The 20,685-nt window shown below is 45.1% G+C and carries 32 protein-coding genes; all 32 read right to left on the reverse strand.

The features are described 5' to 3' along the window. Positions 1-9: 9 nt before the first annotated feature. The 32 genes from J2Y67_RS19640 to J2Y67_RS19795 all read right to left on the reverse strand — a co-directional run bounded on the left by J2Y67_RS19640 (position 10) and on the right by J2Y67_RS19795 (position 20,617). Entirely contained in the window at positions 10-435 is a 426-nt protein-coding gene (locus J2Y67_RS19640) for a hypothetical protein (RefSeq protein WP_310176715.1), read from the reverse strand. Positions 436-534: 99 nt separating this feature from the next. Then, positions 535-834 (reverse strand): BppU family phage baseplate upper protein, encoded by a 300-nt coding sequence (locus tag J2Y67_RS19645; RefSeq protein WP_310176716.1) that lies wholly within the window; start codon positions 832-834, stop codon positions 535-537. An 18-nt stretch (positions 835-852) separates the two neighbouring features. Further along, positions 853-2,088 carry a hypothetical protein gene (locus J2Y67_RS19650; protein ID WP_310176719.1) on the reverse strand — a complete coding sequence of 412 codons (1,236 nt, stop codon included), beginning with the start codon at positions 2,086-2,088 and terminating at the stop codon, positions 853-855. Then, a complete protein-coding gene (locus tag J2Y67_RS19655; protein WP_310176720.1) occupies positions 2,088-2,342 on the reverse strand; it encodes a hypothetical protein in 255 nt (84 codons plus the stop codon). Before J2Y67_RS19655 ends, J2Y67_RS19650 begins: the two co-directional genes overlap by 1 nt. Positions 2,343-2,355: 13 nt before the next feature. Then, entirely contained in the window at positions 2,356-2,766 is a 411-nt protein-coding gene (locus tag J2Y67_RS19660; RefSeq protein ID WP_310176724.1) for a hypothetical protein, read from the reverse strand. Positions 2,767-2,812: 46 nt separating this feature from the next. Continuing rightward, positions 2,813-3,022, reverse strand: coding sequence for a phage holin (locus tag J2Y67_RS19665; protein ID WP_310176725.1), 210 nt, complete (start codon positions 3,020-3,022; stop codon positions 2,813-2,815). A 6-nt stretch (positions 3,023-3,028) separates the two neighbouring features. Next, the gene (locus J2Y67_RS19670) at positions 3,029-3,820 is read right to left on the reverse strand and encodes an N-acetylmuramoyl-L-alanine amidase (protein ID WP_310176726.1); all 792 of its coding nucleotides are present in this window, start codon (positions 3,818-3,820) and stop codon (positions 3,029-3,031) included. Between the two features lie 91 nt (positions 3,821-3,911). Then, positions 3,912-4,166, reverse strand: coding sequence for a hemolysin XhlA family protein (locus J2Y67_RS19675; RefSeq protein ID WP_310176727.1), 255 nt, complete (start codon positions 4,164-4,166; stop codon positions 3,912-3,914). 66 nt (positions 4,167-4,232) lie between these two features. Beyond that, complete coding sequence (locus J2Y67_RS19680) at positions 4,233-4,475, reverse strand: hypothetical protein (protein WP_310176729.1); 243 nt, start codon at positions 4,473-4,475, stop codon at positions 4,233-4,235. Positions 4,476-4,477: 2 nt separating this feature from the next. After that, positions 4,478-4,867 carry a hypothetical protein gene (locus J2Y67_RS19685; RefSeq protein ID WP_310176730.1) on the reverse strand — a complete coding sequence of 130 codons (390 nt, stop codon included), beginning with the start codon at positions 4,865-4,867 and terminating at the stop codon, positions 4,478-4,480. A gap of 12 nt (positions 4,868-4,879) precedes the next feature. Next, complete coding sequence (locus J2Y67_RS19690) at positions 4,880-5,320, reverse strand: hypothetical protein (protein ID WP_310176732.1); 441 nt, start codon at positions 5,318-5,320, stop codon at positions 4,880-4,882. Positions 5,321-5,325: 5 nt separating this feature from the next. Then, the gene (locus J2Y67_RS19695; protein WP_310176733.1) at positions 5,326-5,631 is read right to left on the reverse strand and encodes a hypothetical protein; all 306 of its coding nucleotides are present in this window, start codon (positions 5,629-5,631) and stop codon (positions 5,326-5,328) included. Further along, complete coding sequence (locus tag J2Y67_RS19700) at positions 5,632-6,045, reverse strand: phage tail protein (protein ID WP_310176736.1); 414 nt, start codon at positions 6,043-6,045, stop codon at positions 5,632-5,634. 6 nt (positions 6,046-6,051) lie between these two features. Next, positions 6,052-6,597, reverse strand: a complete 546-nt coding sequence (locus J2Y67_RS19705) for a YmfQ family protein (protein WP_310176738.1) — start codon at positions 6,595-6,597, stop codon at positions 6,052-6,054. Further along, positions 6,597-7,652 (reverse strand): baseplate J/gp47 family protein, encoded by a 1,056-nt coding sequence (locus J2Y67_RS19710; RefSeq protein WP_310176740.1) that lies wholly within the window; start codon positions 7,650-7,652, stop codon positions 6,597-6,599. Before J2Y67_RS19710 ends, J2Y67_RS19705 begins: the two co-directional genes overlap by 1 nt. Then, the gene (locus J2Y67_RS19715; RefSeq protein ID WP_310176742.1) at positions 7,642-8,073 is read right to left on the reverse strand and encodes a DUF2634 domain-containing protein; all 432 of its coding nucleotides are present in this window, start codon (positions 8,071-8,073) and stop codon (positions 7,642-7,644) included. Before J2Y67_RS19715 ends, J2Y67_RS19710 begins: the two co-directional genes overlap by 11 nt. Then, on the reverse strand, positions 8,073-8,357 hold the full coding sequence (locus J2Y67_RS19720) for a hypothetical protein (protein ID WP_310176745.1): 285 nt from the start codon (positions 8,355-8,357) through the stop codon (positions 8,073-8,075). Before J2Y67_RS19720 ends, J2Y67_RS19715 begins: the two co-directional genes overlap by 1 nt. After that, a complete protein-coding gene (locus tag J2Y67_RS19725) occupies positions 8,358-9,785 on the reverse strand; it encodes an XkdQ/YqbQ family protein (protein ID WP_463675867.1) in 1,428 nt (475 codons plus the stop codon). It abuts the gene before it with no gap. After that, a complete protein-coding gene (locus J2Y67_RS19730; protein ID WP_310176749.1) occupies positions 9,782-10,444 on the reverse strand; it encodes a LysM peptidoglycan-binding domain-containing protein in 663 nt (220 codons plus the stop codon). The genes J2Y67_RS19725 and J2Y67_RS19730 overlap by 4 nt, the downstream gene beginning before the upstream one ends. Then, positions 10,444-12,435 (reverse strand): phage tail tape measure protein, encoded by a 1,992-nt coding sequence (locus J2Y67_RS19735; RefSeq protein WP_310176751.1) that lies wholly within the window; start codon positions 12,433-12,435, stop codon positions 10,444-10,446. Before J2Y67_RS19735 ends, J2Y67_RS19730 begins: the two co-directional genes overlap by 1 nt. Before the next feature lie 146 nt (positions 12,436-12,581). Continuing rightward, positions 12,582-13,736 (reverse strand): hypothetical protein, encoded by a 1,155-nt coding sequence (locus tag J2Y67_RS19740; RefSeq protein WP_310176753.1) that lies wholly within the window; start codon positions 13,734-13,736, stop codon positions 12,582-12,584. 322 nt (positions 13,737-14,058) lie between these two features. After that, positions 14,059-14,454, reverse strand: a complete 396-nt coding sequence (locus J2Y67_RS19745) for a phage tail assembly chaperone (protein ID WP_310176754.1) — start codon at positions 14,452-14,454, stop codon at positions 14,059-14,061. Positions 14,455-14,515: 61 nt separating this feature from the next. Continuing rightward, complete coding sequence (locus tag J2Y67_RS19750; RefSeq protein WP_310176756.1) at positions 14,516-14,950, reverse strand: phage tail tube protein; 435 nt, start codon at positions 14,948-14,950, stop codon at positions 14,516-14,518. Between the two features lie 14 nt (positions 14,951-14,964). Further along, positions 14,965-16,014: a phage tail sheath subtilisin-like domain-containing protein gene (locus J2Y67_RS19755; RefSeq protein WP_310176758.1), complete on the reverse strand. Its 1,050-nt coding sequence runs from the start codon at positions 16,012-16,014 to the stop codon at positions 14,965-14,967. Positions 16,015-16,019: 5 nt separating this feature from the next. Next, positions 16,020-16,346 (reverse strand): hypothetical protein, encoded by a 327-nt coding sequence (locus tag J2Y67_RS19760; RefSeq protein ID WP_310176761.1) that lies wholly within the window; start codon positions 16,344-16,346, stop codon positions 16,020-16,022. A gap of 126 nt (positions 16,347-16,472) precedes the next feature. Then, positions 16,473-16,874, reverse strand: coding sequence for a hypothetical protein (locus J2Y67_RS19765; RefSeq protein WP_310176763.1), 402 nt, complete (start codon positions 16,872-16,874; stop codon positions 16,473-16,475). After that, the gene (locus tag J2Y67_RS19770; RefSeq protein WP_310176766.1) at positions 16,874-17,212 is read right to left on the reverse strand and encodes a hypothetical protein; all 339 of its coding nucleotides are present in this window, start codon (positions 17,210-17,212) and stop codon (positions 16,874-16,876) included. Before J2Y67_RS19770 ends, J2Y67_RS19765 begins: the two co-directional genes overlap by 1 nt. Next, positions 17,213-17,602, reverse strand: coding sequence for a hypothetical protein (locus J2Y67_RS19775; protein ID WP_310176768.1), 390 nt, complete (start codon positions 17,600-17,602; stop codon positions 17,213-17,215). A gap of 16 nt (positions 17,603-17,618) precedes the next feature. Beyond that, positions 17,619-17,825 carry a hypothetical protein gene (locus J2Y67_RS19780; RefSeq protein WP_310176770.1) on the reverse strand — a complete coding sequence of 69 codons (207 nt, stop codon included), beginning with the start codon at positions 17,823-17,825 and terminating at the stop codon, positions 17,619-17,621. A 60-nt stretch (positions 17,826-17,885) separates the two neighbouring features. After that, on the reverse strand, positions 17,886-18,971 hold the full coding sequence (locus J2Y67_RS19785) for an SU10 major capsid protein (RefSeq protein WP_310176773.1): 1,086 nt from the start codon (positions 18,969-18,971) through the stop codon (positions 17,886-17,888). Positions 18,972-19,036: 65 nt separating this feature from the next. After that, positions 19,037-19,705 (reverse strand): phage scaffolding protein, encoded by a 669-nt coding sequence (locus J2Y67_RS19790; protein ID WP_310176775.1) that lies wholly within the window; start codon positions 19,703-19,705, stop codon positions 19,037-19,039. Between the two features lie 81 nt (positions 19,706-19,786). Beyond that, positions 19,787-20,617: a hypothetical protein gene (locus J2Y67_RS19795; protein WP_310176777.1), complete on the reverse strand. Its 831-nt coding sequence runs from the start codon at positions 20,615-20,617 to the stop codon at positions 19,787-19,789. Positions 20,618-20,685: the final 68 nt, after the last annotated feature.

The following is a 20,685-nucleotide window of genomic DNA, read 5'->3' on the forward strand; positions in this document are numbered from 1 at the left end:
CCCCGGCAATTACGCCAGGGCTGATATTTCGCGATATGATTTTTCGTTGCAGCGAATATGGAGCGTAACTTCTTCGCCAGTTTCCGGATTGATAAGGTAAACGAAAGCCTTCGAATTGTCTCGCTTGCGCCCGCCAATGGCTGCGCCGGCAATAGTTCCGAGGGGTCCGGCGACTACTGTTCCGACGATGGCGCCGCCTGCCGCCTTGCCTGCGCTACGTGTTGCGCCTTCTTCCCATTCGATACCGTCGAGTTTCCATTGGTCTTTCGATAAGAACGGAATGTTAATCGTGACGATTCCTCGCTGATCTTCCGCAATCATGACGGCTTTACGAATGCCGCCAGGTATCTGCTTGCCCGTCAAGTTTAAATCGTTGCCACCGGATAAAATATCGAGCTCAATTCGTTGCTTAAACGCATCTTTAAAAAATCCCACCGTAATCTCCTCCGTACTTTTTATAGTAAATTTTACCTTATAATACGGTATATGTAAAGGACGGGCCGGTTATGCGTGACCCGTCGTTAAAAATTTCGCTTATATTCGTCCGCCCACCGAAAACTTTTCGACATCGCTTGCGAACTCATCGCCGTTATCTTTCTTTACGATACCTTGCAAAGCATATCCGCCACTAGTCGCCAAGTCTTCGCGCGTTAACGTGATTTGACATACGCCATTGGTTGCGTCAGTAACGTTTGCCACCTTTTCGAATTTATCGCGTCCACTAGGCTTAATTACGATAGTTACCGTCGCCCCATTTAACGGAACGATGGCGCCAGCATCTCGCACTAAGAATTCGTAGACTGTTCCATTGTCGCCGACTTTTATTCCGGCCATATCACCGCCTCCTCTTCGTTACATTTTCAATTTGCTTTGCATCCGTTGAGTGATTCCGAGCGTTGCCGACTTGTTTTGCGTAATATTTAGCACGATTTGAATGACTTCGTGATATTCGTTCCAATCTTCGAGAATCGCTTGGAGCATATCGAAGTCGAGCGCGCCGTCCGAGTAAAAGCGCTGAGCCGTGTCAGCCTTGACGGAAACATCCGAGTAAATCGTTTGGTTCGCATCAAACTTCGAAGACGCGTCCGCATAGATTACGAGTTTTAAGTCCGTACTATTTACGCCCACTTGATAGAATTGTTGCGCTAGGTCGGCGCTGACCGTGATGTCCGAATAAACCGCTTGCTTGCTATCAAACACCGCAGCATTGTCCGCATATAACACCATACGAATATCAAACGGAGTGGAGCCATCAATGCCGCCTGAGAAGAATTCCTGAAGCGTATCGAATAGCGATGAGGCATCCGAGTAGAACGATTGACGCGTGTCATAGCCCGTCGCAGAATCGTTGTAAATCGCCTGTTTTATGTCCGTTTGAACGGTTGAGTCAACGTATAACTGCTCGAATGTATCGAATGACGTAAACGAATCCGAATAAAGCGATTGTCTTAAGTCCGTACTCACTGCTCCGTCTAAATAGAGGGATTGGCGTAAGTCGAACGCTGTGGAGCCGTCTGTTCCGGTTGGAGTCCCCGAATCTTCAATATAAAAATTATCCCATCTACCGTAAGCAGCAGTTGTTGAGCCTCTCCACGAACTTAATCCGTGGTTTGTTTTCGTCTGATTAATAGTTGACGTACCTGAAACAATCAATGTTCCATTTCGGTATACGCTTATAGATGTACCGCTCAATACAATTTTAAATACATCATTAGCCGCGTTGTATATAGATGTAGTAGCTATATTTGTAAAGGTTGAACCCGAAAACGATTGAATCTTAATAGGATTCCCGTTTACAATTAACCCTGTGTTTGTGGTTGGATCATACCTCATGACTGCCATGAAGTAATCAGACGTGTTAGATTGTATTGCAGTCACATTGATAGTAACATCTGATTGACCGCAGTCCACATAGGCAATAACAGGATTTGTTCCCGAATAAGGATATGCAACATTCCCTAATATTCCAAATACAGAACCGCTTCTATATTGCCATGTTTTCGCAGTACCACCATTATAGGAATCTGTCGTTCCTAAGCCTGTTGTACTGTCAGCCCTATTAAATGAATCTGAAACAATAACCGCCATTAACTACCACCTACCCACCAATTACCATACACATCATCGAACGGTACGCCTTTTGCATTACAGGCGTTCATTAAGGCTTGGTACGGCAATTGCTTTACTCGACCTGCTTTTGTCGGCAATTCTACGGGTGTAGCAATTAAATACTCACCATCGCTTCCGACATTCCCAACAAAAGGAGTGCCGTCTGGAACATCAGGCCTAATCGGATCATCATATGCACCCGTTCCGATTTTAGGTAAAGTATAGTAATTCATTAAGAATCACTCCTTAAACCGCAAACTCACGGTAGTTAACCGTTAATTTAATATCGGTTTTATTTTGTACGGATTGACCTGACGGCGAAACAACCTTCATCCAAAACGGCTTTCCTGTGGTATCTCCGCTTCCTGCCGCTCCAATATTTGCCATTGTGAGTGCCGCTCCTGCTGCGCCGTATGTTCCGGCTACTCCTGCGTTATCTGGCGCAAGGAATACCCAAGTGGATTCGTCTGTGCTGACGGCATCAGTCGGATCAATATTCACGTTCTGATAATATTTCGTCGCATCGTTATTAAACAAGTACAACTTTTGCTCGACGGTTGAACCGGTAATCGGATGCTGCGTGCTAATCGGATTCGAATTGTCTCCCGTTGATACTACGTCAGTAAGTCCGCTATTCTTCGAAATTTTCAATGCCATTCGTTATTCCTCCTTAAAATAAAAAGGCAGCCCGTTATGGACCGCCCTATCCTTGTAATTTCGCCTTCTGCTCCGCGCCTTTCTTACCAAAGAAGTTATGCTTCACGAATCCCCATACCGCAGCCGCTCCGGTCACTACTAGCGAAACAGTCACGTCATCCACATGCGGAATCTTTTCGTAGCCTTTCGATGCCAAATACGTATTCACAAAACCGAGCACCAACACGATAGCCCTTACGATAGTTCCTTTATCCATTTTCCGTCACCCTTTCCGCACTTTTACGTATTTCGTACTTCCCGTGATATATAGTCCGCTTTTAAGCTGATACATTTTCGCGCCGCCAACCGTTAGCGAGCGCAGAATCGTAAACACATCGCCTTTGTTAACGATTGGGCCGCTTTTATCGTTCCAGTTCGGCGAGCCATACGTATGCAAGGAATCGACTAGCACTTCGAGCAATTGGCGTTCAGGCTTCGCTTTTACCGATTCTTTTACCGCAGGCTTTGGCGCATTAACGACCGCATCCACGCGCTTCTTAAAATCCGCAAATTTAGACGCATCACTAACCCAAGGCGCCGGACATAGTTTTCCGGTGATATCGAAATGCCGGTAAATGTCCGTTTTCGGGTCGAGTTTAAATTGTCGGCATAAGTCCGCAACAACATCGACAGTCCGAGCGATTGTATCCGCGTGAATTGCTCCGCCCTTCTCTACGCACATTTCAACGCCGATAGTCGTTAAGTTGGCGCCCCCATTTTTATAATACGAAGCAGTTGCCGCAAGCTTAGCGACCTTGCACGGCTTTTCATTCGCATGGTAGGCGACTTCGTTTAACGGAATGTCAAGCGTTGCACTGTCGCGATCAACGAAGATGTGTGCCGATGCATAGCGCCCGCCGCCTCCGTCTGAACCATCAAAAAATTGAACTTCTCTTTCGTCTGTTGCGCATGGGTCAGCCGTCCAGTGCATTACGATTCCTTTTACTCCGAGTAATTTAATGCCGGGCCGTGAAAATTCGTTAATTTGCAAATAGTCCGTTTGCCAATTCGTCATTGCTAATAGCTCCCTTTCTAGCGTATAATTTAATTAAGGTCGGAACCGTGTACTTCGATTTTCAGGCGTAAGTCACGGGGCCGACTGGTTTTTAAAAAGCTACACTTACAATAATTGCGGCCAACGATATTAACGCGGTTATCGTCAAACCAATCGCCCACATGGCGGTTTTTTTAATTCCGTCAATTTTAGTCGAGTTTTCATCCGACTTTGCTTTTGCTTCTTTCGCAATTTCCTTCGCTTCTTCCGCTTTTACTTTGATTTCGTTCATCATATCCATCTTCGTATCAATCCGGACTAGCCATTCGCGAATCTCCATCCAATCGCGATTTGTCGGTTCCGTCATCTTACGCCCTCCTTTCCGGTCCATGATTTACGCAAAGAAAATGGCGGACACGGCGCCCGCCTATTATTACGGCAATACTACGACAGTGGTAATTAGCGCCACGGTATCGTCATACTCTTGCTGGTTGATATAACCTTTCGCCAATGCGTCGTCAATTTGCTCGCGTGTAAAGTTATTCGCCGCATATTGCTTAACGGGTTGCCAATATTCTTCGGGAATACCCGCATAACCGTCGCGTGCTGTGAAGCGCTCAGTGCCGTAAAGGTAAATTTTCCTTGCGTAAGGACCAACTTTAAACGAATAAACCATTTCTATACCCCTCCGTTAGTTACGAAATCAGATAACGCTAATAAATCATCGTTCATTTGTTGAGTTTGCGCCTTCAACTCCGCAACCTGCTCCGTCAAAGCCTTCTGAAACACCTGTGGAGCATCCGGCTGACTCGGATCAGGATACGAAAACTCAATCGCCTTAGTATCCACATTCACCCGATACCCGTTACACTCCGCAAAATCCTGCGAATAGGCTCCGAATGGCAATTCAATCACATCGAAGGTGTCTCGGTTGCGTTCGGATAATACCGTAAAGCTTGCGATGTCTTGGTCGATGGTTGTGGCTACGACTGAGCCTTGACGTTCTCCTGTGTCTAAAATAACGTTGCCTGTTGATATTTCATGATAAATTCTTCTTCCGATTTGCATTTAATCCCCTCCTTATGCTATCGCTAACCACTTATAGTTAACAGTTGCTCTTAGGACTGTTCCTGTCCACCCATTAGAAGTTAATGAAAATCTATTTGCACCATAAGTGCTATTGTATAAGCACGCTCCTGTCACGTTATCCGTACCATTAGGGTCAACCCCTGATTTCTTCGATGAGAAGGTTATATAAAATTCTGAATTAGATTGGTAAATAATAATCATAGATGGTGCAAATGCTAATCCTGAGAAATTATAACCCATGCTACTATCTGAATTCATATTACCGTTTGCCCAACTTTTATTTCCAACATTAGCTAATGTCCCAACCGCACTAACCATCGTATCCCAAGAATCCGTATCATTCACCGTTCCACCCTTGCCACGAATCGCACCGCCTAAGGAAGCTCTTATTTTCGAATCAAAGCCAAGTCTGTTATTCACTAATCGATTCATTCCCATCACACTACCTCTACGCCACTAATAAATAAGTTAACAGCGTTCACAGTCCCTTGTAAGGCAGTAATTGCCTGAGATGCTGGAATAACTACGCTGCATGGGAGCGATACAGTATCGTTCGGATTTATTGTGTATCCACTAATAATGTTCTTGCCATTAATAGAAATGGTAATTGTTGCAGCAGTTGCAGTAGTATTTACCATTGTAATATCTTTCACAATCGTTGTAGTTGACGCAGGAACAGTGTAAACCGTGTTGCTTGTCGTGCTCGGTGTATTGGCGTATAATTGTTTTGGTGTATTAGCCAACTAAATTGCCCCCATCCAATATAGTATTTCTAAATCGTTAACCTTGTTTAATGATGCTTGAACATTCGCATCTAAGTCTGTTTTAGGTATTCCAGCACCAGGTTTCGTATATTTCAACACCGCAGTATCGTAAACGGTTTTTACGCTATTAGGCGTTGCCGCCGTCGTTATACTTGTGCTTGAAATCGAGTCCGTTAATTGCACAATACCCTTTTGTGTCGTGCTTGCATCATTGACCGTAGGGATTGGAGGTCTTTGTGCTGGGACCAAAATTCCATCTGCCCCTAACGTCGCTATCCCGCTCGCTACTCCAACTTTTCCATCAACACCGTTCGCCAATGCGTTCATATCACGCACCACATCAGCGCTAGTATTGCCGGCAATCAATGGCAAGCCTAAATTCGTTGTAGCCATTTTGCGTTACCTCCCGTTTAATATATCGTCATAAGTTTTACCACTCGCCACCATCGCATCATAACTCGCAAACTGCGTTTTTAATTGGTCGTAAGTGACGTAAGTAAATACGTAGCTAATCGCCAAGTGAGCCGGAATAATTTCACGCAATGCGTTTTGAATATCGGTCATATTCGGAGGCACACCGAGCGTGCTGACAAATTTAACCGTAACGGTATAATTCGCATTATCCTCGATAACTGCGACATCACCATTCGCATAGGACTCCGCCACGCTTTCAATCAAGCCGACCGTTACCGTGCCAATTCCGCGCATCTTTGATTTAACGACGGACCGCCGTTGGTCAATCGGTTTGGTTTCATCGGTGGAAATCCCGCAAATCCGCTCCCAATTGGCGAGTCCCCAAGTCGCCGTGTCTACGAAGAACTGCGCAAGCACATCGTCAATGTCGGCGTTAAGTTGGTTGATTGCCGATTCATCTGCGCCCACAATCGCCTGAGCCTCTCGAATTTCTTCGTAATAGCGAGGCAAATAACCATTTAAATCCACCATTATGCGGTCACCGTCCCGGCAACCGCTACGCTAGCGTCTGCAATCGTTATATTTGCCGTGCCCCCGTTAACGGTTAGACTCGAATAATCGATAACTGATTCCGCGTCTAGCACTAGCGAAGCAATCTTCGAATAGCGCACGATTGAATCGACGAATGCGAGCGTTTTAAGGTAATCAGTTAATAGCGAAGTGATTTCCGCTTTTGCATCATCGACTGTTTTACCGCTGTCGAGCGTTAATGTGACGCTTATATTAATCGGAACCTCAGTCGCGCCGACCACCGTAACCGTTGCACCAATTGGGCGATTTTCTTCAATGTGCGAACTTACCGCATCCACAACCGACTGGGCCGGCGCTGTTTTATCGGCATCAAGCAAAACGACCTTAACGGTGCCACCGCCATTCCAAATCGGATACACTTTCGCATCGCCCACGCCCGCCACTTCTAGCGCCCATTGGCGATAATGTGCTGCGTTACCGCTAGTGACCGGATTTTGCACGCGATCTTTTAATCTAGCGAGAAGCGATTCGTCGTCTTCCGTATCAACTCCACCGTCAAAGTTTGCCGCGTTTGTCACCGATACAATTCCGTATAAGTCGCCAGGTGCAAGCGCATTGATTTCGCCAATTGCTACGTTGCCGGCTGCGCCCGCTTCCTCCGCTTCAGCTCCGACCGTTGCCGTGCCTCCTACTATGGTTACATCCGCAGTAGTTACGAAAAATATCGGAGATGTTCCGCTCGTTTGTAATCGAGTGCCCGACGGCACCACCGTATTGTCAGGACCGGTTAAAGTAACGCTTCCAGTTGCCACGACTGCCTGCCGTCTTGTTACGCCATGCTCGCCCGCCCGCATATCGAGATAGTTATCTTCGGTTGTGTCCGCGAATCCTAGCGTAAGAACCGCATCCAACTCGATATAGGCGTTTGCAATCTCAATGGCGGCGGGCATCGTTAAATCGTGCGTGACCGAGCCTTCGCGTTGGTCAATCTCTGGGTCTACGTTTTCGAGCATTGACGCATGTATCACGTCCGGCGTTTTATCCTCATACGCCATTAATCGCCACCTCCTCCGTTGTAATTTCTTCGCCCGTTACCGTTACGAGCTGGAATGAAATATATAATTTATCGCCGTCTCGCGTTAAGATAACGTCTGATACGCTGTCAATCCGATCATCATAAATAAGCGTCTCTTCGACCATTCTCGGAATCTCTGATTCTAAAAGCGCCTGAGTTGCGTCTTCTCCGATAAGGTCCATTAATTCGGTGCCGTAGTCGTCCGAATAGATTGCGTATTTGCTTCGCTCTGTCATAAGCGACTTTAGCGCGAATTGCTTCGTTGCCTCATCGTCATCAATGAATCCGCCGATTACGCCATTTTCAAAATCAATCGCCCAAGTTTTTGACGGTACGACCTCTTCATCGACCACTGTTTCCGGGTCAACTGTTTCGTCTATATTTTCCGGTGTAAGTGCCATCATTCCACCGCCTTATCTATTACGTAATAAAATTGCGTATCATCATCGCCTATAACGATTACTTGGTCGCCAGCAATCAGCGAATAAGTAGCGACAATTCCCGCAATAACTAAGTCCTCACGCTCGAGCACCAAACCGTCCGAGCTGAGCTTTACCGATAAGTCGGGCAGTGGCATAACGACCGTTGCTAGTTCGATAGTTACATCGCGATTATGGCCGTGCTTTCGCATTAGTTGGACCATGCGAGAAGCCGCCGACCCTTCGATATTTATCCGTTTATCCACCTATAACACCCGCCTTATCTGCATAAAATGATTCGCCCAATAACCGCTTGTATACGTTTCTTCCTTACATCCGTCATTTTGAAGATTAACGAAATACCCTTTTCGCGTTACGATGCCGACATGGGAAACGCCAGCACGATAGGTTCCTTGGAAGAATATTAAATCGCCTGGCTGTGCATCGCCTGTCGATACTTTTGAACCTTTCGCAACTTGCGTGGATGTGCCGTGACCGAGATTAATTCCGGCAGCATGTTCGAATATATACCAGGTAAATCCGGAACAGTCGCCAGTCCCGCCCGGTATATTCTTGCTACCGAATACATAGCGAAGTTTTCCTTTATAACTCCGCGCAAGGTCGACCACTTTATTCGCTTTGTCGTTTGTTGCAGGAGAACGCGATGACGAAGAAGACGTTGAGTTCTTCGCAGGCTCTTCCGGCGCTTCGTAATTAATCTCGTTAAGTTCGAGCGTTTTGGAAACCTTAAGCGACATCGTGTGCATTCCGCTTGAGTCGAAGTTATGCGAATCTGTAATAACGTAAAAGCCTCCGCTAAGTCCCGTCATTTTTTCGGTAACTTGGACGGTAGCACCCGCAAAAACGTCCTTATGACCGATAACATCAACGTTTGATTCAGTCGCCACTTTGTTAAGCTCTTTTAATAGCTCCGAGGCAATCGGCTTCAATTGAGCGTCTGTCTTATCGCTATCGTCCTGTTTCTCGCGCATAAGTCCGTACTTCTTAATCGAGTCGGAATCGCTGACCGTAACGCCCTTTGCATCCGGACCACTTTTGCCGGTATAACGGACTGAGTTACGCAAGTCCTCGATTGATGTCGTCATGCTTGCGCCAAGTATGTTCGAGCCATCCGAAATGATTAGACGCTTAACCTGTTTCTTACGCTCGCGAAGAACGAGCTTTCCTTTTTCGTTCGACAATAAAAAAACCTTGCCGGTCTTCTTACGAGTTTCCGTCAAGGCAATTACGATCATGTCGTATAAAGTTTTATCGCGCAAAACTAACTTCGGCAAAACGTAGCCAGTATCGTCAATGTCGCCGTAGTCAATTCCGTATTTCTTACAGAGGGATTTAACGATGTCGCTCGCCTTCATCTTTACGAACTTTTGCGAATCCGTATTTTTCGTTAAGTAATGGTTATAGTCGCGTGCAGTAATCCGCAAGGATCCGTCGCTATTTATTTCAGTGCCGAATATGACTCCGCGAAATACCTCGTCATCATCGACCTTTAAACGGATAGTCCGCCCCACTTCGACCTTAATCGCCTGAGTGGTGCCATTATTCGTATTGTTAAGCGTAAACTCGCACGACCGGCTGGCCTCCGTAATGTCGCCCGCCCAAGTTATTCCAGTGACAAATGGCGTTAAATACGTGATTTTCGTTCCGACGAAATAAGCAACCGAAACACTCATTTCGGAATCACCAACTTCTGCCCCGGATAGATTCTATTCGGATTTTTGCCGATGGTCTTTTTATTGGCGTCATAAATCTTGCGCCATTTATTGCCGTCTCCGTATACCTTACTATCCGCAGCAATCTTCCACAGACAATCGCCTGACTTAACGGTATATGTCTTTAATTGCGTTGGCTTTTGCGCTGGTGGGCGCGATTTAGACTGTTTTGTAAACTTCGGCTTTGACGTATCAATAACCTTAACGGTTGGTTCCCGATATTCTTTTAAAGTAAGCGTAAAATAAATATCACCGGGAGCTCCTGCCTTTTCCGCTTCCACTTCGAAATCTCGGATTGTTACGAGGGTATTTGCGCCCTTAACTCCCGTTACAACATACCGAATAGGCTCACGTTTGCTACGCCATTTTTCGATTGTTGAAACGAAGGAGCTCGGCGAAATAAATCCGGAATAACTGCAATAAGTCGCGTTATAATCCTTGGGCCAGAACGTAGCAATCGAGAACTCTTTCAGACCACGATAGCCGATGTTTGTAACTTCGCCGAGTCCTTCGACTTCCGTTTCGGTGTAGGCAAACGGAGAGCTGTACGCATAGGATTCGGGATTGACGGGAAGACGAAGCTTCGTTTTTCCGGATATCAACCAATATTCAATCGCCATTATGCGCCAGCACCTCCCGCTGCTTCGACTTTATTCGCAATAATTTCCATCAATTTATCGGCTGCATTTTCAATGTCGCCACCAACTCCGTGAATGTTGATATCACCGTAAAAATTGAAGGAACCTTTTCTTCCATTGTACGCTTGATTCTCTTCCGGAGTAAGAATGCGCTCGCCCTTATGGAGACTCGCGAGAAATCCGTTGTACGGGACATTTGATAAACCGCTGGCAAACCTTCCGAATACTGGTCCGCTGTTGCTCGCCTTTGTTGCGCTGACACGGCTATTTCTAGCGTGCAAGTATGCACCGCTTACTGCGCCGGTTCCTCCTACTCCTTCGCCTCCGTTATCGACCTTTGTATTGCCCCAATATACTTTCGGAACAATCGGAACGTTTACGCCTGGAATCTTGTTGATAACTCGGATCATTGCGTTTATGCCGCTTATAACGGTATTTACGGCAGATGCTGCACCGCTCTTGATGCTGTCCCATACTTGGCCGAATTTTATTTTAACCGTATCCCAGTTTTGATATAGTTTAACGGCTGCCGTGATTAGCGCCATAAGTGGACCGGCAACTAACCACGCAATAGGGTTATTTTTTATCGTGTTCCAAAATTCAACCGTTTTTGCCTTTACCGTTTCCCAATTCCTAACTACTACAACGATGATACCGACTAAAGCCGCGAGTGCGAGTATTACAAGTCCTATCGGATTTGCAAATAATGCTGCGTTAAAATCCCATTGTGCAATTGTTGCGAGCAATGTTCCAGCTCTATATGCCGCCATTAACTTGTTTATCGTTTGAACAATCATTAACGCCGCCATTGCAAATTTAAACGTTACGACAGCAGCAGTAATTCCGATTATAGTTTCTTTGATGGGACCCCAGTTATCGTGAATAGTTGTAGCGAGGTCTAACGCTTTTTGACCAACTTCTTTAATTTTGTCGCCCCACGATTTAATTTGCTCGGGCTTTAATTTCGCCACCCAATCCGCAAACTTGTTCGCTGCATCCTTGATAACCGGCATTAATGGGAGCAGTACTGATATTTGCAACGTTTCGAGTGCGCCTTTAAATTGCTCAACCGCTCCTGACGCGTTATTCATCTTTTGCTTTGCGACATCGAGTGCCGTAACTTTCGACATTTCCGTTTGAAACTTCTTGACGCCTTTTGCACCAGCTTCGTAAAGGATATTGGCCGCCCTAATTGCGTCAGTGCCAAACGCTTCCTTAAACGCTGCTTGCCGCTCTCCACTCGTTAGATTCTTAAACTTGTCGTGAAGGACTTGCGCAATGTCCGCCATAGATTTAATGTTACCTTTGGCGTCATAGAAGGCATTGCCGTTCTTCTCCGTCTCAAGCCCTAAAACTTCGAATAACTTTGCAGTCTTTTTCGTGGTTGGTTGCAGTTGTAGTAACATCGACTTTAGCGACGTACCAGCATCGGAACCTTTAAGACCCTTATTCGCTAAAACTCCGAGTGCTATCGAAGTATCTTTCATCGATAAGCCAGCACCTGATGCAACCGCTGCTACTGCTGATAACGAATATTTTAAGTCGTGCACGTCCGTAGCTGATGCGTTAGCTGTTCCGGCAAGAATATTCGCCGCATCGCTCGCCTTCATTCCGTCTTTACTAAACGAGTTAAGCGACGTCGACATAATTTCGGCCGCTTCTGCGAGATCGAGTCCGCCAGCTGTTGCGAGATTGAGAGCCGCTTCTAATCCGCCAGCTTTAACGGTTGCAGGCGTTATACCGGCCTTAAGTAATTCTTCGATACCTTTTGCAGCCTCAAGCGCTGAATACTTTGTTTTAGCGCCCATATCTAGCGCTAATTTTTGCATTTGCGCCATTTGTTCGTTTGTTGCGCCCGTTAACGCTTTAATCGTGCTCATTTGCGATTCAAAATCCATCGCTTTGTTTACGGATGAAAATGCCACGCCAACCGCTCCGGCAGCCCCCGCAAGAAGCCCGAGATGTTTAGCCACTTCGCTAATGCCTCCACGCATAAGACCCATAGAACGTCTTGCGTCTTGCATGCCCCGCGTAAATTGCGCTGAGTTAAGCCTTAACCTGGCTGTTAAGTCGAAAGCCATTTAGTTTCCTCCTTTCCGCAAAATAAAAAGGCGTCAGATTATGACACCTCGTTTCGCAAAATATTTTCGATATTATCAAACTCGTAATAAGGTATTCTTAAAAGCTTGATGTTTCGTTCTTTACAGTAGTTATTTTTTAACTCATCTCGCTTTTTAACTGTTTCCAAATTCGACTTGAAGTATTCTATGTTTTGGAAATGGTGCAGTCCGTCGAATTCTATTAACAATTTAGGGTTATTACTTCCATCAAGTATTGCAAAATCAAACCTAAGTTTATTCTTGTACACTAAATCGTCAAACGTAAATTCTTTCTCGAAAATTAAATTAGTTTGCGATTCTAAATAAGTTTGAATCCTTTTTTCTCCTTTACTACTTGCGCATTTCGGGCAACGATTCCCCGACATGAAATAGTTGGGAGCGGACTCGTATTCGTGACCGCATTCTAAATGTTTAAAAATTACTTTAGAATGACTGTCTTTATAATCAGATAATACTTCGTACTCTGAATACTTAGCTACCTCAGATAAAAACCGTTCTTTAAAAATCTGTCTTTTAGTTGTTTTTGATTTTTTAATCGCGCAGTTATTACACGCTCCGTTACCTCTAAACAAATTTGCTGGTAAGGGATGACCAATATGGTTACACTTTTTACAACGTATCGTTACTGGTTCGCTAGTACCTTTATACTCGCTAAGTACATCAAAGGAGTCTAACTGCTCTTTTGTCAGTCTACTTAAAAATTCTTTATGCGTAAGTTTATTTGGAGGTACGGAACTTTTATATCTGCATTTAGGGCAGCGACCCCCTTCCCTAAATACTCTCGCAGAATTTTCGTAAATGTGTCCACAACTAGAATGCTTAAGTTTTATTGGGTTATTCATACCTGTATAGGTACTTAATACTTCGTAATCGCCACGCCCTTCTAGGTATACGAAATCTTTGTACTTTTTGTCGTCCCAAACATCCGCAGTTCCATCACATCTAGGACAAAACCTCTTTTTACTTAGAAATTTGTCTGGAGTTCTTGAAATTCTATATCCACAACGATGTTCAAACTCTATAGGTGTTTTAGCACTTACGTACTCGCCTATGACTACATACTCATTTCCGACTTTTTCCTTTACTTCAGCAACAAACTCCTCGTGTGTCTTACGTTTCCCTATCGCAATCTCCTCCGTTTCATTTCGTCCCAAATGCGTCTATCTCCATTCAGAAATAACGCTCCTACTTTATATGTCGCGTGACATTCTGAATTCGCGCACTTCTACTACGTATGACGCACGACCTTTGAATTTCGGACGTATTCATTAAATAATAGGAATGCCTTTGCAATTTCGCGCAGGAAACGGAGTTATTTATTTTTGCGTCGTTCTTTCTCTTCTTCCTCGAAAACCAATTCCATCGAGGCGTACATAAACGCTCTGTGTCGTTGTTCTTTAGCAAAAACTTCATCAGGTGGGATGTGATGCCGTTGGAAAATCGCGTGCAATAACGCTGCTTCTCCCCCGGCCTCAATTAGTTTTTTGCTTTATCGATTTGGTCGTCAAAATTATCGAACCCGGAAACTTCCATAATAGCTTGCGTTAGCTTCGCAAGTTCCCCGGCAAGTAGCGCCTTCTGGACGCAATCAGCCGCATCGGAAGCTTCGTACTTTTCTAATAGTTTCACGTCACCGAAATTTAAATTCGCACTTGCTGCCACGATTAATAATGCGTTCATTTTTTGCTCGTCGATTTGGGCCTCTCTCTTTGCGCCCTTACCAACGTGATGAGTCGCTTGCTCCGTGATTTTTCCGAATGTCTTAACGTCAATTGATTTAACGATTAAATCTACGCCTAACCGTTTAATCGGTACGGCTTTCTCCACTTTTAACTCCGCGCCTAATAGCGCTGATAATGCATCTTGCGACATATATGTTAACCTCCCAGGTTATTTTCGAATTTAAAAAGGCGAGCAAAGCGCCCGCCATACGTTACATTTTGATTTTGTCTAGTAAGTCGTAACCGCTGAAAGTAAACGGAAGTTCTTCCTCAACAAGTGAGCCCACTTCGAATTTACTTAACGGAATTTGGTCGAACTGAACGCCTTTTAACATAACGCGCTCCGCTCCGTATGCTTCCGGATCATCTAACTTTAAAATAATCGATGTTACGTATGGTTTTCCTCTGTCGCTTGCAACGCTTCCGATTAGCGATGTGAAATCGGATGTGATTTTGTAGCCGGAAATTGTTCCGCTACCTTTTATAGATGTTACTTTATGACCGGTCCAACGAGTACCCGACCGCTTAATTTCTTCTTTATCAATGTCCACGACCGCTTCGGCTGATTGGACGTTGGTGAGCCATACACCTTCGTGCCATACCTCGCCGTAGCTACCGTTAATTGTGCGAGTAGCATCTAAAGCCATTTATCCCACCGTCCTTATACGTTAATTGTTAAGAAAATACGTTCCATTGAATCGATTTCCGTAAATGCAATCGCAAGGTAAACGGAGTCGCCAACGGATTGGAATTGCGGATCTAATCCGACTACAATGTCCGTTAGTACATTCGATTGCTCAAGCGTTTCAAGATACGTCTTGACCGCGCTAATCAACGCCGCCTGACCGTCAGCATTATTGTCAATGCGTCCGATATAGGTATCGTTAGCAGTTTTCGTCACATCGGTTAATACCGCTTGACGAGCGCGCTCCTTACGAATCTTACTGACGGAAGTTGTTAAGCCTTGCTCCACCTTAACCTTTTCGCCATCGTTCGTAAGAACTAGCGATCCTTTCGAAAGGGACGTTTTGATTTGCGAATTGGTCAAGCGCTTCGTAACGTCATCCACCGGCACCACGCGATAAGTAATGCTCTGATTAATCGGCGTACCTGCGATAAGCCCCGCAATATACGGAGCGTATTTCGCAGATGTATACGTGTTTCCGTCGATTGTAACTCCGCTAATTAAGTTGACAGCGTACTCATCAAGTAAACGAATTGAACGCGCATCTCCGACCGCTGGGTCGTTATCGTCCGCAGCTACGGCGCATCCAAATACGATCATAAAGTGCTTTCCTTCGTCCTTGTTCGCTTTAACCCACGTAAGAGCTGCGTCTTGTTCAGTCGCAACTACTTCTTCCGCATAAGCAAAGACGTTAAACGGACGAGTGTCATAAGCTAATCGCATATCTGCATAGTCTTGCGTTACTGGCGACGCCGGCAACGTATACACAAGCACCTCTTTTGCGCCAGCCTGTAACGCAAATTTAATTGGCTGAATATTCCCCGAACCAAACAATGCTCCAGCGTCAGTTTCGTTCGAAACCGTGTAGAAATTTTTAGCGACTGCTGTCCCGCTATATGTTTTTAATGGAATCGCCACAGTACCACGTTCGCCACCGCTGATTTGAGCAATTGCGCTCTCAACGAAATTAGCGTATAAGCCTGGACGAATCGGTAGTGACGTAGAATCCCAAGAACCGCCTGCCATTTGCTTCACTCCTTAATGCCCGCGTTAACGGACATGATTTTTTCGTAAGTTTCAAAGTCGCGGGCTTCGCGTGTCTCCGTTTGTAAAACGGCAATCACCGCATTAACTCCGCTCGCCGACTTAAAAGGCGTTGTAAATGAAAAACCCTTCACGCGTATGTAGCGCAAAGAGTCTCGAATAGGAATCGCAAAATTCCCGTTATTAAATAGCCGGCTTAATTCGTCGACCTTCGTTAAAACGTCAACCGAACTCTTGCCGAAATAAATGAGCTGAAATTCTCGATCATTTCGGTATGAAAACCGCGTCTCCGTTTGTGTATCGTTATATTGCAACCGCACAACGAACGTGTTCGCAGCAGGTGATTCCGGCACGTCCTGTCGTTCGATTGTTGCAGTCGAATAGGTCGCCTTCAAAAAATCGTAGATTGAGTTTAATTCGTTAACTACGGACAATTACCGTCACCATCCTTCGCGTTCAAGTTGCGTGCGTATTTCTTCCTCGACCCAACGCATCCATTTGTCTTTGTTTTCTTCGGCGGACTTGTCGAGGTATTTCTTTTCGCCACCGATATTTTTACCGCCAGCATCCAATTCGTGAATATAATAGGCGTAGTTAAAATTGCGCTCTTTTGCTACGGACGAAATCTCAGCGGTTAAGTCCATATCCCGACCGCGAACCTCTTCCGCTTTAATTCCACGGCGAAGGGTTCCTTTGTCAATCGGCGCAATATTTCGCGCTTGTAGCACCCAGTCGTCGAGCGAATCGTGCAATCCGCGCCTGGCTCCTCTTGCCGCAGCTTCCGGAGAACGTGCGAGTAACGATGCCAGCCGCGTAGTATCTAGTTCGAAATCCCGTGCCATTATACGCTCACCACCGTTAGAATCGGCTTACCGTTTAACCGCTTGATATCGATTGTTAAAGGCGGATATTTACGGGTGATGCCGAGTTCATTCGTGTATTCGAACTCATCGGTAGGTTGCACGTCGGCAAGTTTATCGAAATAGATTTGCGCAGTGGATACGACTTCAGTCGAGCTGATGCTTTGGACTCCACTTGTGCCGGAAGATGAGCGAACTAATTTCGCGCCCTCCGTGATGGCGCACTTCATGTCGACGCGTTCTTCGGACTCTGTGCCGTCCCAATCACTGCCTGACTTGCGAATGCGTGTAACGGTTTGCTTCATCGGCATAATCGCCATCTACAACACCGTCCATTTCGGGCGTCGGCCACCGGTGCCACCAATATCGACGCCGTTTTCCTGGCCGATTAAGTGTCGCGCCGTTGCCGGAATCATCGACTCAATCGACTCCTTGCCGCCATCAAATGTAAACTGAATGCCCGCCACTGAGAACGACTTCACTCCGTTTTGTTTCTGCGCATTGGTATCGTTGAAAGCTACCGTCAATACTGCTGCGTACTCATATACCGCATTGTCCGGAATCGTATATGCCGGATAGACGCGAGTCAGCGTTGATGAAGCGACATTTAACAACCGTTGTTTTTTCGCATCGTCGCTGTCGGTCCAATCGTCAATTACGATTACGTTCGATTCGATATAAGAATCCGCGTCAAAAATATTAACCGCCATTTAGTCCACCTCCGTCTTATTTACTGGAGGACTTTTTCGCAGGCGCTTTAGGCTTCGGCGCTTCCTCCGATTTTGGTTCGTCTACACGGACCACGTCCGCTAAGGTTTCGAGCACCTTAATTTCGCATTCTTTTTCGGTGCTGAATTCTCCGTTGTGGAATCGATGAAACTCATCGCAACAGTAGAAGCCCAGCTCCGGAAATCTTGACGTAAATTTTGCCACGTTATCACCTCAATAAAGAAAGCCCGCAATCGAATGACTACGGGCAAATTTGCGAATCTATTAAGCTAAGTTTTTGATACGAGCGTGTGCTTTTTCTTGTTTAAACTCAAGAGTATATTCGCCTACAAGAGTACCAGTAACATAGTCTCCTTGATCCCCTAAATATTTGTGAAAGAATTCACGCCCTACTAGTGGACGAACCGCCATACGGTTAGTGTCAACGATCATCAATTCGTTAGCAGCAAGGTTATTGTTTAAAGAGATTTCGAATTGACCGAAGTCAGATACGAAGTGGTCAACTACTTGACCGCGAGTATTTTCGGATTGCATAATGTAAAGCTTGTTGTTATCGAACGCAGAGATTGCGCGCTTTTGTTTCGCAGGAACTAGGATTTTGAAGTTTCCGCCACCGGCAAATCCGCCTTTTTCGTAGATTGCTTGTAAAGAGTCGTTTAGCAATGTCGCACTTACTGCCCCAGCAGCCGCATCAGTTACGTTAGATTGGATGAATGAACGAACACCAGCCATCTGACGAACGTTGCCGCTTTCGTATGCAACACCGTTGATAAGCGCTTTTTCTAATTGAAGAGCAAGTTCAAGCTGCTTCTTTTGCTTTTCGTACTCGTAAAGGTCGCTGATTCCGTATTGAGTAACCGCTTGAGCTGTTCCAGAAAGTTGGATAGCGTCATCGAAGATTTGAGTCTTGTTAGACTTTTGAGCGCGTGCTTTGTAACGTGCAGCGCGAGCGTCAGCGCCCTCAACGCCTTCGGAGAATTGGAATTCAACTTTCGCTTGGTCAGCGACAGCAGCCGCAGTAGTACCGGCATACGAGCGTACTACAGTAAGCGTGTTAGTAGCGATTGCAGTAACTTTTAATAGCTCATCGCCGATTTTGATAACGTCGTTTGCACGGAAGATAGAACCGTCAACTACAACGATAGAAGTATCAGTTGAAAGTTTAGCTCCGTTTACTTTTGTTTCGTCAGCGATCATTTCGTCTTCAAACCATTGGTGTGAAGTTTGCGTTACCGCTTCCGAAAATCCTAAAAGGTTTAAAAGTGGTGTTTGGTGCGGATTCAATAAAAGGATCTCGTCAACTACCGATTGTTTTTTGCCGATTAAATCAGCGTTATAGATTTTTACCATTGTTATTTTTCCCCCATTGTTTTAAATTTTTAAAGTAAAAAAGACGACCGTTTGGGTCGCCTGTCTTACTTTCCTAATTGAACTTTTAATGCCGCGTATGCCATAAAGTCTTCGCGTTTTTGTGTACGTTTCGCCTTCTCGGCCGCCTCTCGCAATAATTGCTCGCTTGTCTTTTCGCTAGTGTCTCGATGCGAATTCGAAGGCTCGCCGATTGGCTTTTGCGGTTTCTTACTTTCGGCTAAAAAGCCGTATTGTTCAACAAGCGCACTCATCACGTCTTCCAAACCGTTAACCGCTCCGTCCTCGCCGATTGTTACGGCCGATAGATCCGCAAGTTTTAGAGCAGCATCGATTCGGTCAGCCGGGATGTTTGCGCCTGGTGCCGCCTTAATAAATTGATTCACAATTTGCTGGCGCTCGACTTTCGCTTGATATTCCTTTAGTTGGTTCGCGTAGTCGTTGCGCTCCGCTTCGAACTTTTTCGCCAATTCTTCCGCGCGTTCTTGCGCTGATAGCTCGGCGAGACGCTTTTCTTCGATCGCTTTTTCGTACTCGGATGCTTTCGTTTTTAGGTCGTCGTAATCAGCAAACTTGCTTTTAACGCGTCCTAATCGCTCCGATAAAATCTTATCGACTTCTTCCTGTGTGAACGTCTTTACTTCCGGTTTATTTTCCGGTACCACTACCGTTTCTTGCTCTTTCACTACTTCGTTACTTGCGTTAATTTCGCTCATTGTAAAACCTCCGTTTGAGAGCCGTCGCTCATTAATTTAATCATCCGAAAGTTTAACGCCATTTCGTAAGGCAATGAATCCTTAATCCACTTTTTTCAATTGTGTCTCATTTTTATCTGCGTGGCAGTCGTAGACATACTTCACGTATTCAGGAACTGTCATTCTGTTAATTTCAGATAACCAACATACTAAACTATCAAATTTATCTTGTGATAAGTTATATCGCCCTTTGTTTAAATAAAACCATTCAAATACATTCGAGTCATTCTTGCTCAAATTTAAATCATTACGTAACGGAATCATATTTCCGTAAATCGTCCCACAATGACCAGTTGCTAACGGGATTACGTGGTCCCAATGGATTTCCTGTTCGCCAGTTAATGCACATCCGCCGTTAAATTTGTAAAGAATCTCGTTTAACTGCTCGTTGGTTACTGTATTTGGCAACTTCTTCTCTAAAGTTCTTCTTTTTGAATTTCTTAAAACATAAGTTTCCTTATTCAAAAGGTAATAACGTTTTAATCTTTCTTTTTCTTTGCTTTTGTTATGAGGTAGATTCCGGTAATAAAAACGCTTTTCAGAAATTTCTTTACGATACTTATCGTAATATTTCTTACTGAGCAATAAGTATTTTTCTCTGTCTCTTTTACTACGCATCTTTTGATACGCGCTTGTCTTATCCTTGTTGTTATCGCGCCATCTTTTGGAATTATGTCTTTCTTTCTCCCTTTGTTCAGATGTATGCCTAAATGCTTTACGGCAGATTACACAATCAGAGCGCCTACCTCCAACACCTGTCTTAAGTTTTGTAAACTCTGTTAAAGGTTTTTTCTCTTTGCATTTGGAACACTCTTTTACTAAAACTATTTCTCCGTTAATAATTACTTCTTCAATTACTACTCTCTTCGGCATAATCAAACTCCTTAAGCCTGATTCCTTGGTAAGAAAGCCGTGAAGGACATCGAGGTCATGTCTTTTCG

It is taken from the genome of Neobacillus niacini (genome assembly GCF_031456445.1).
Classification (GTDB): domain Bacteria; phylum Bacillota; class Bacilli; order Bacillales; family Cytobacillaceae; genus Neobacillus; species Neobacillus niacini_I.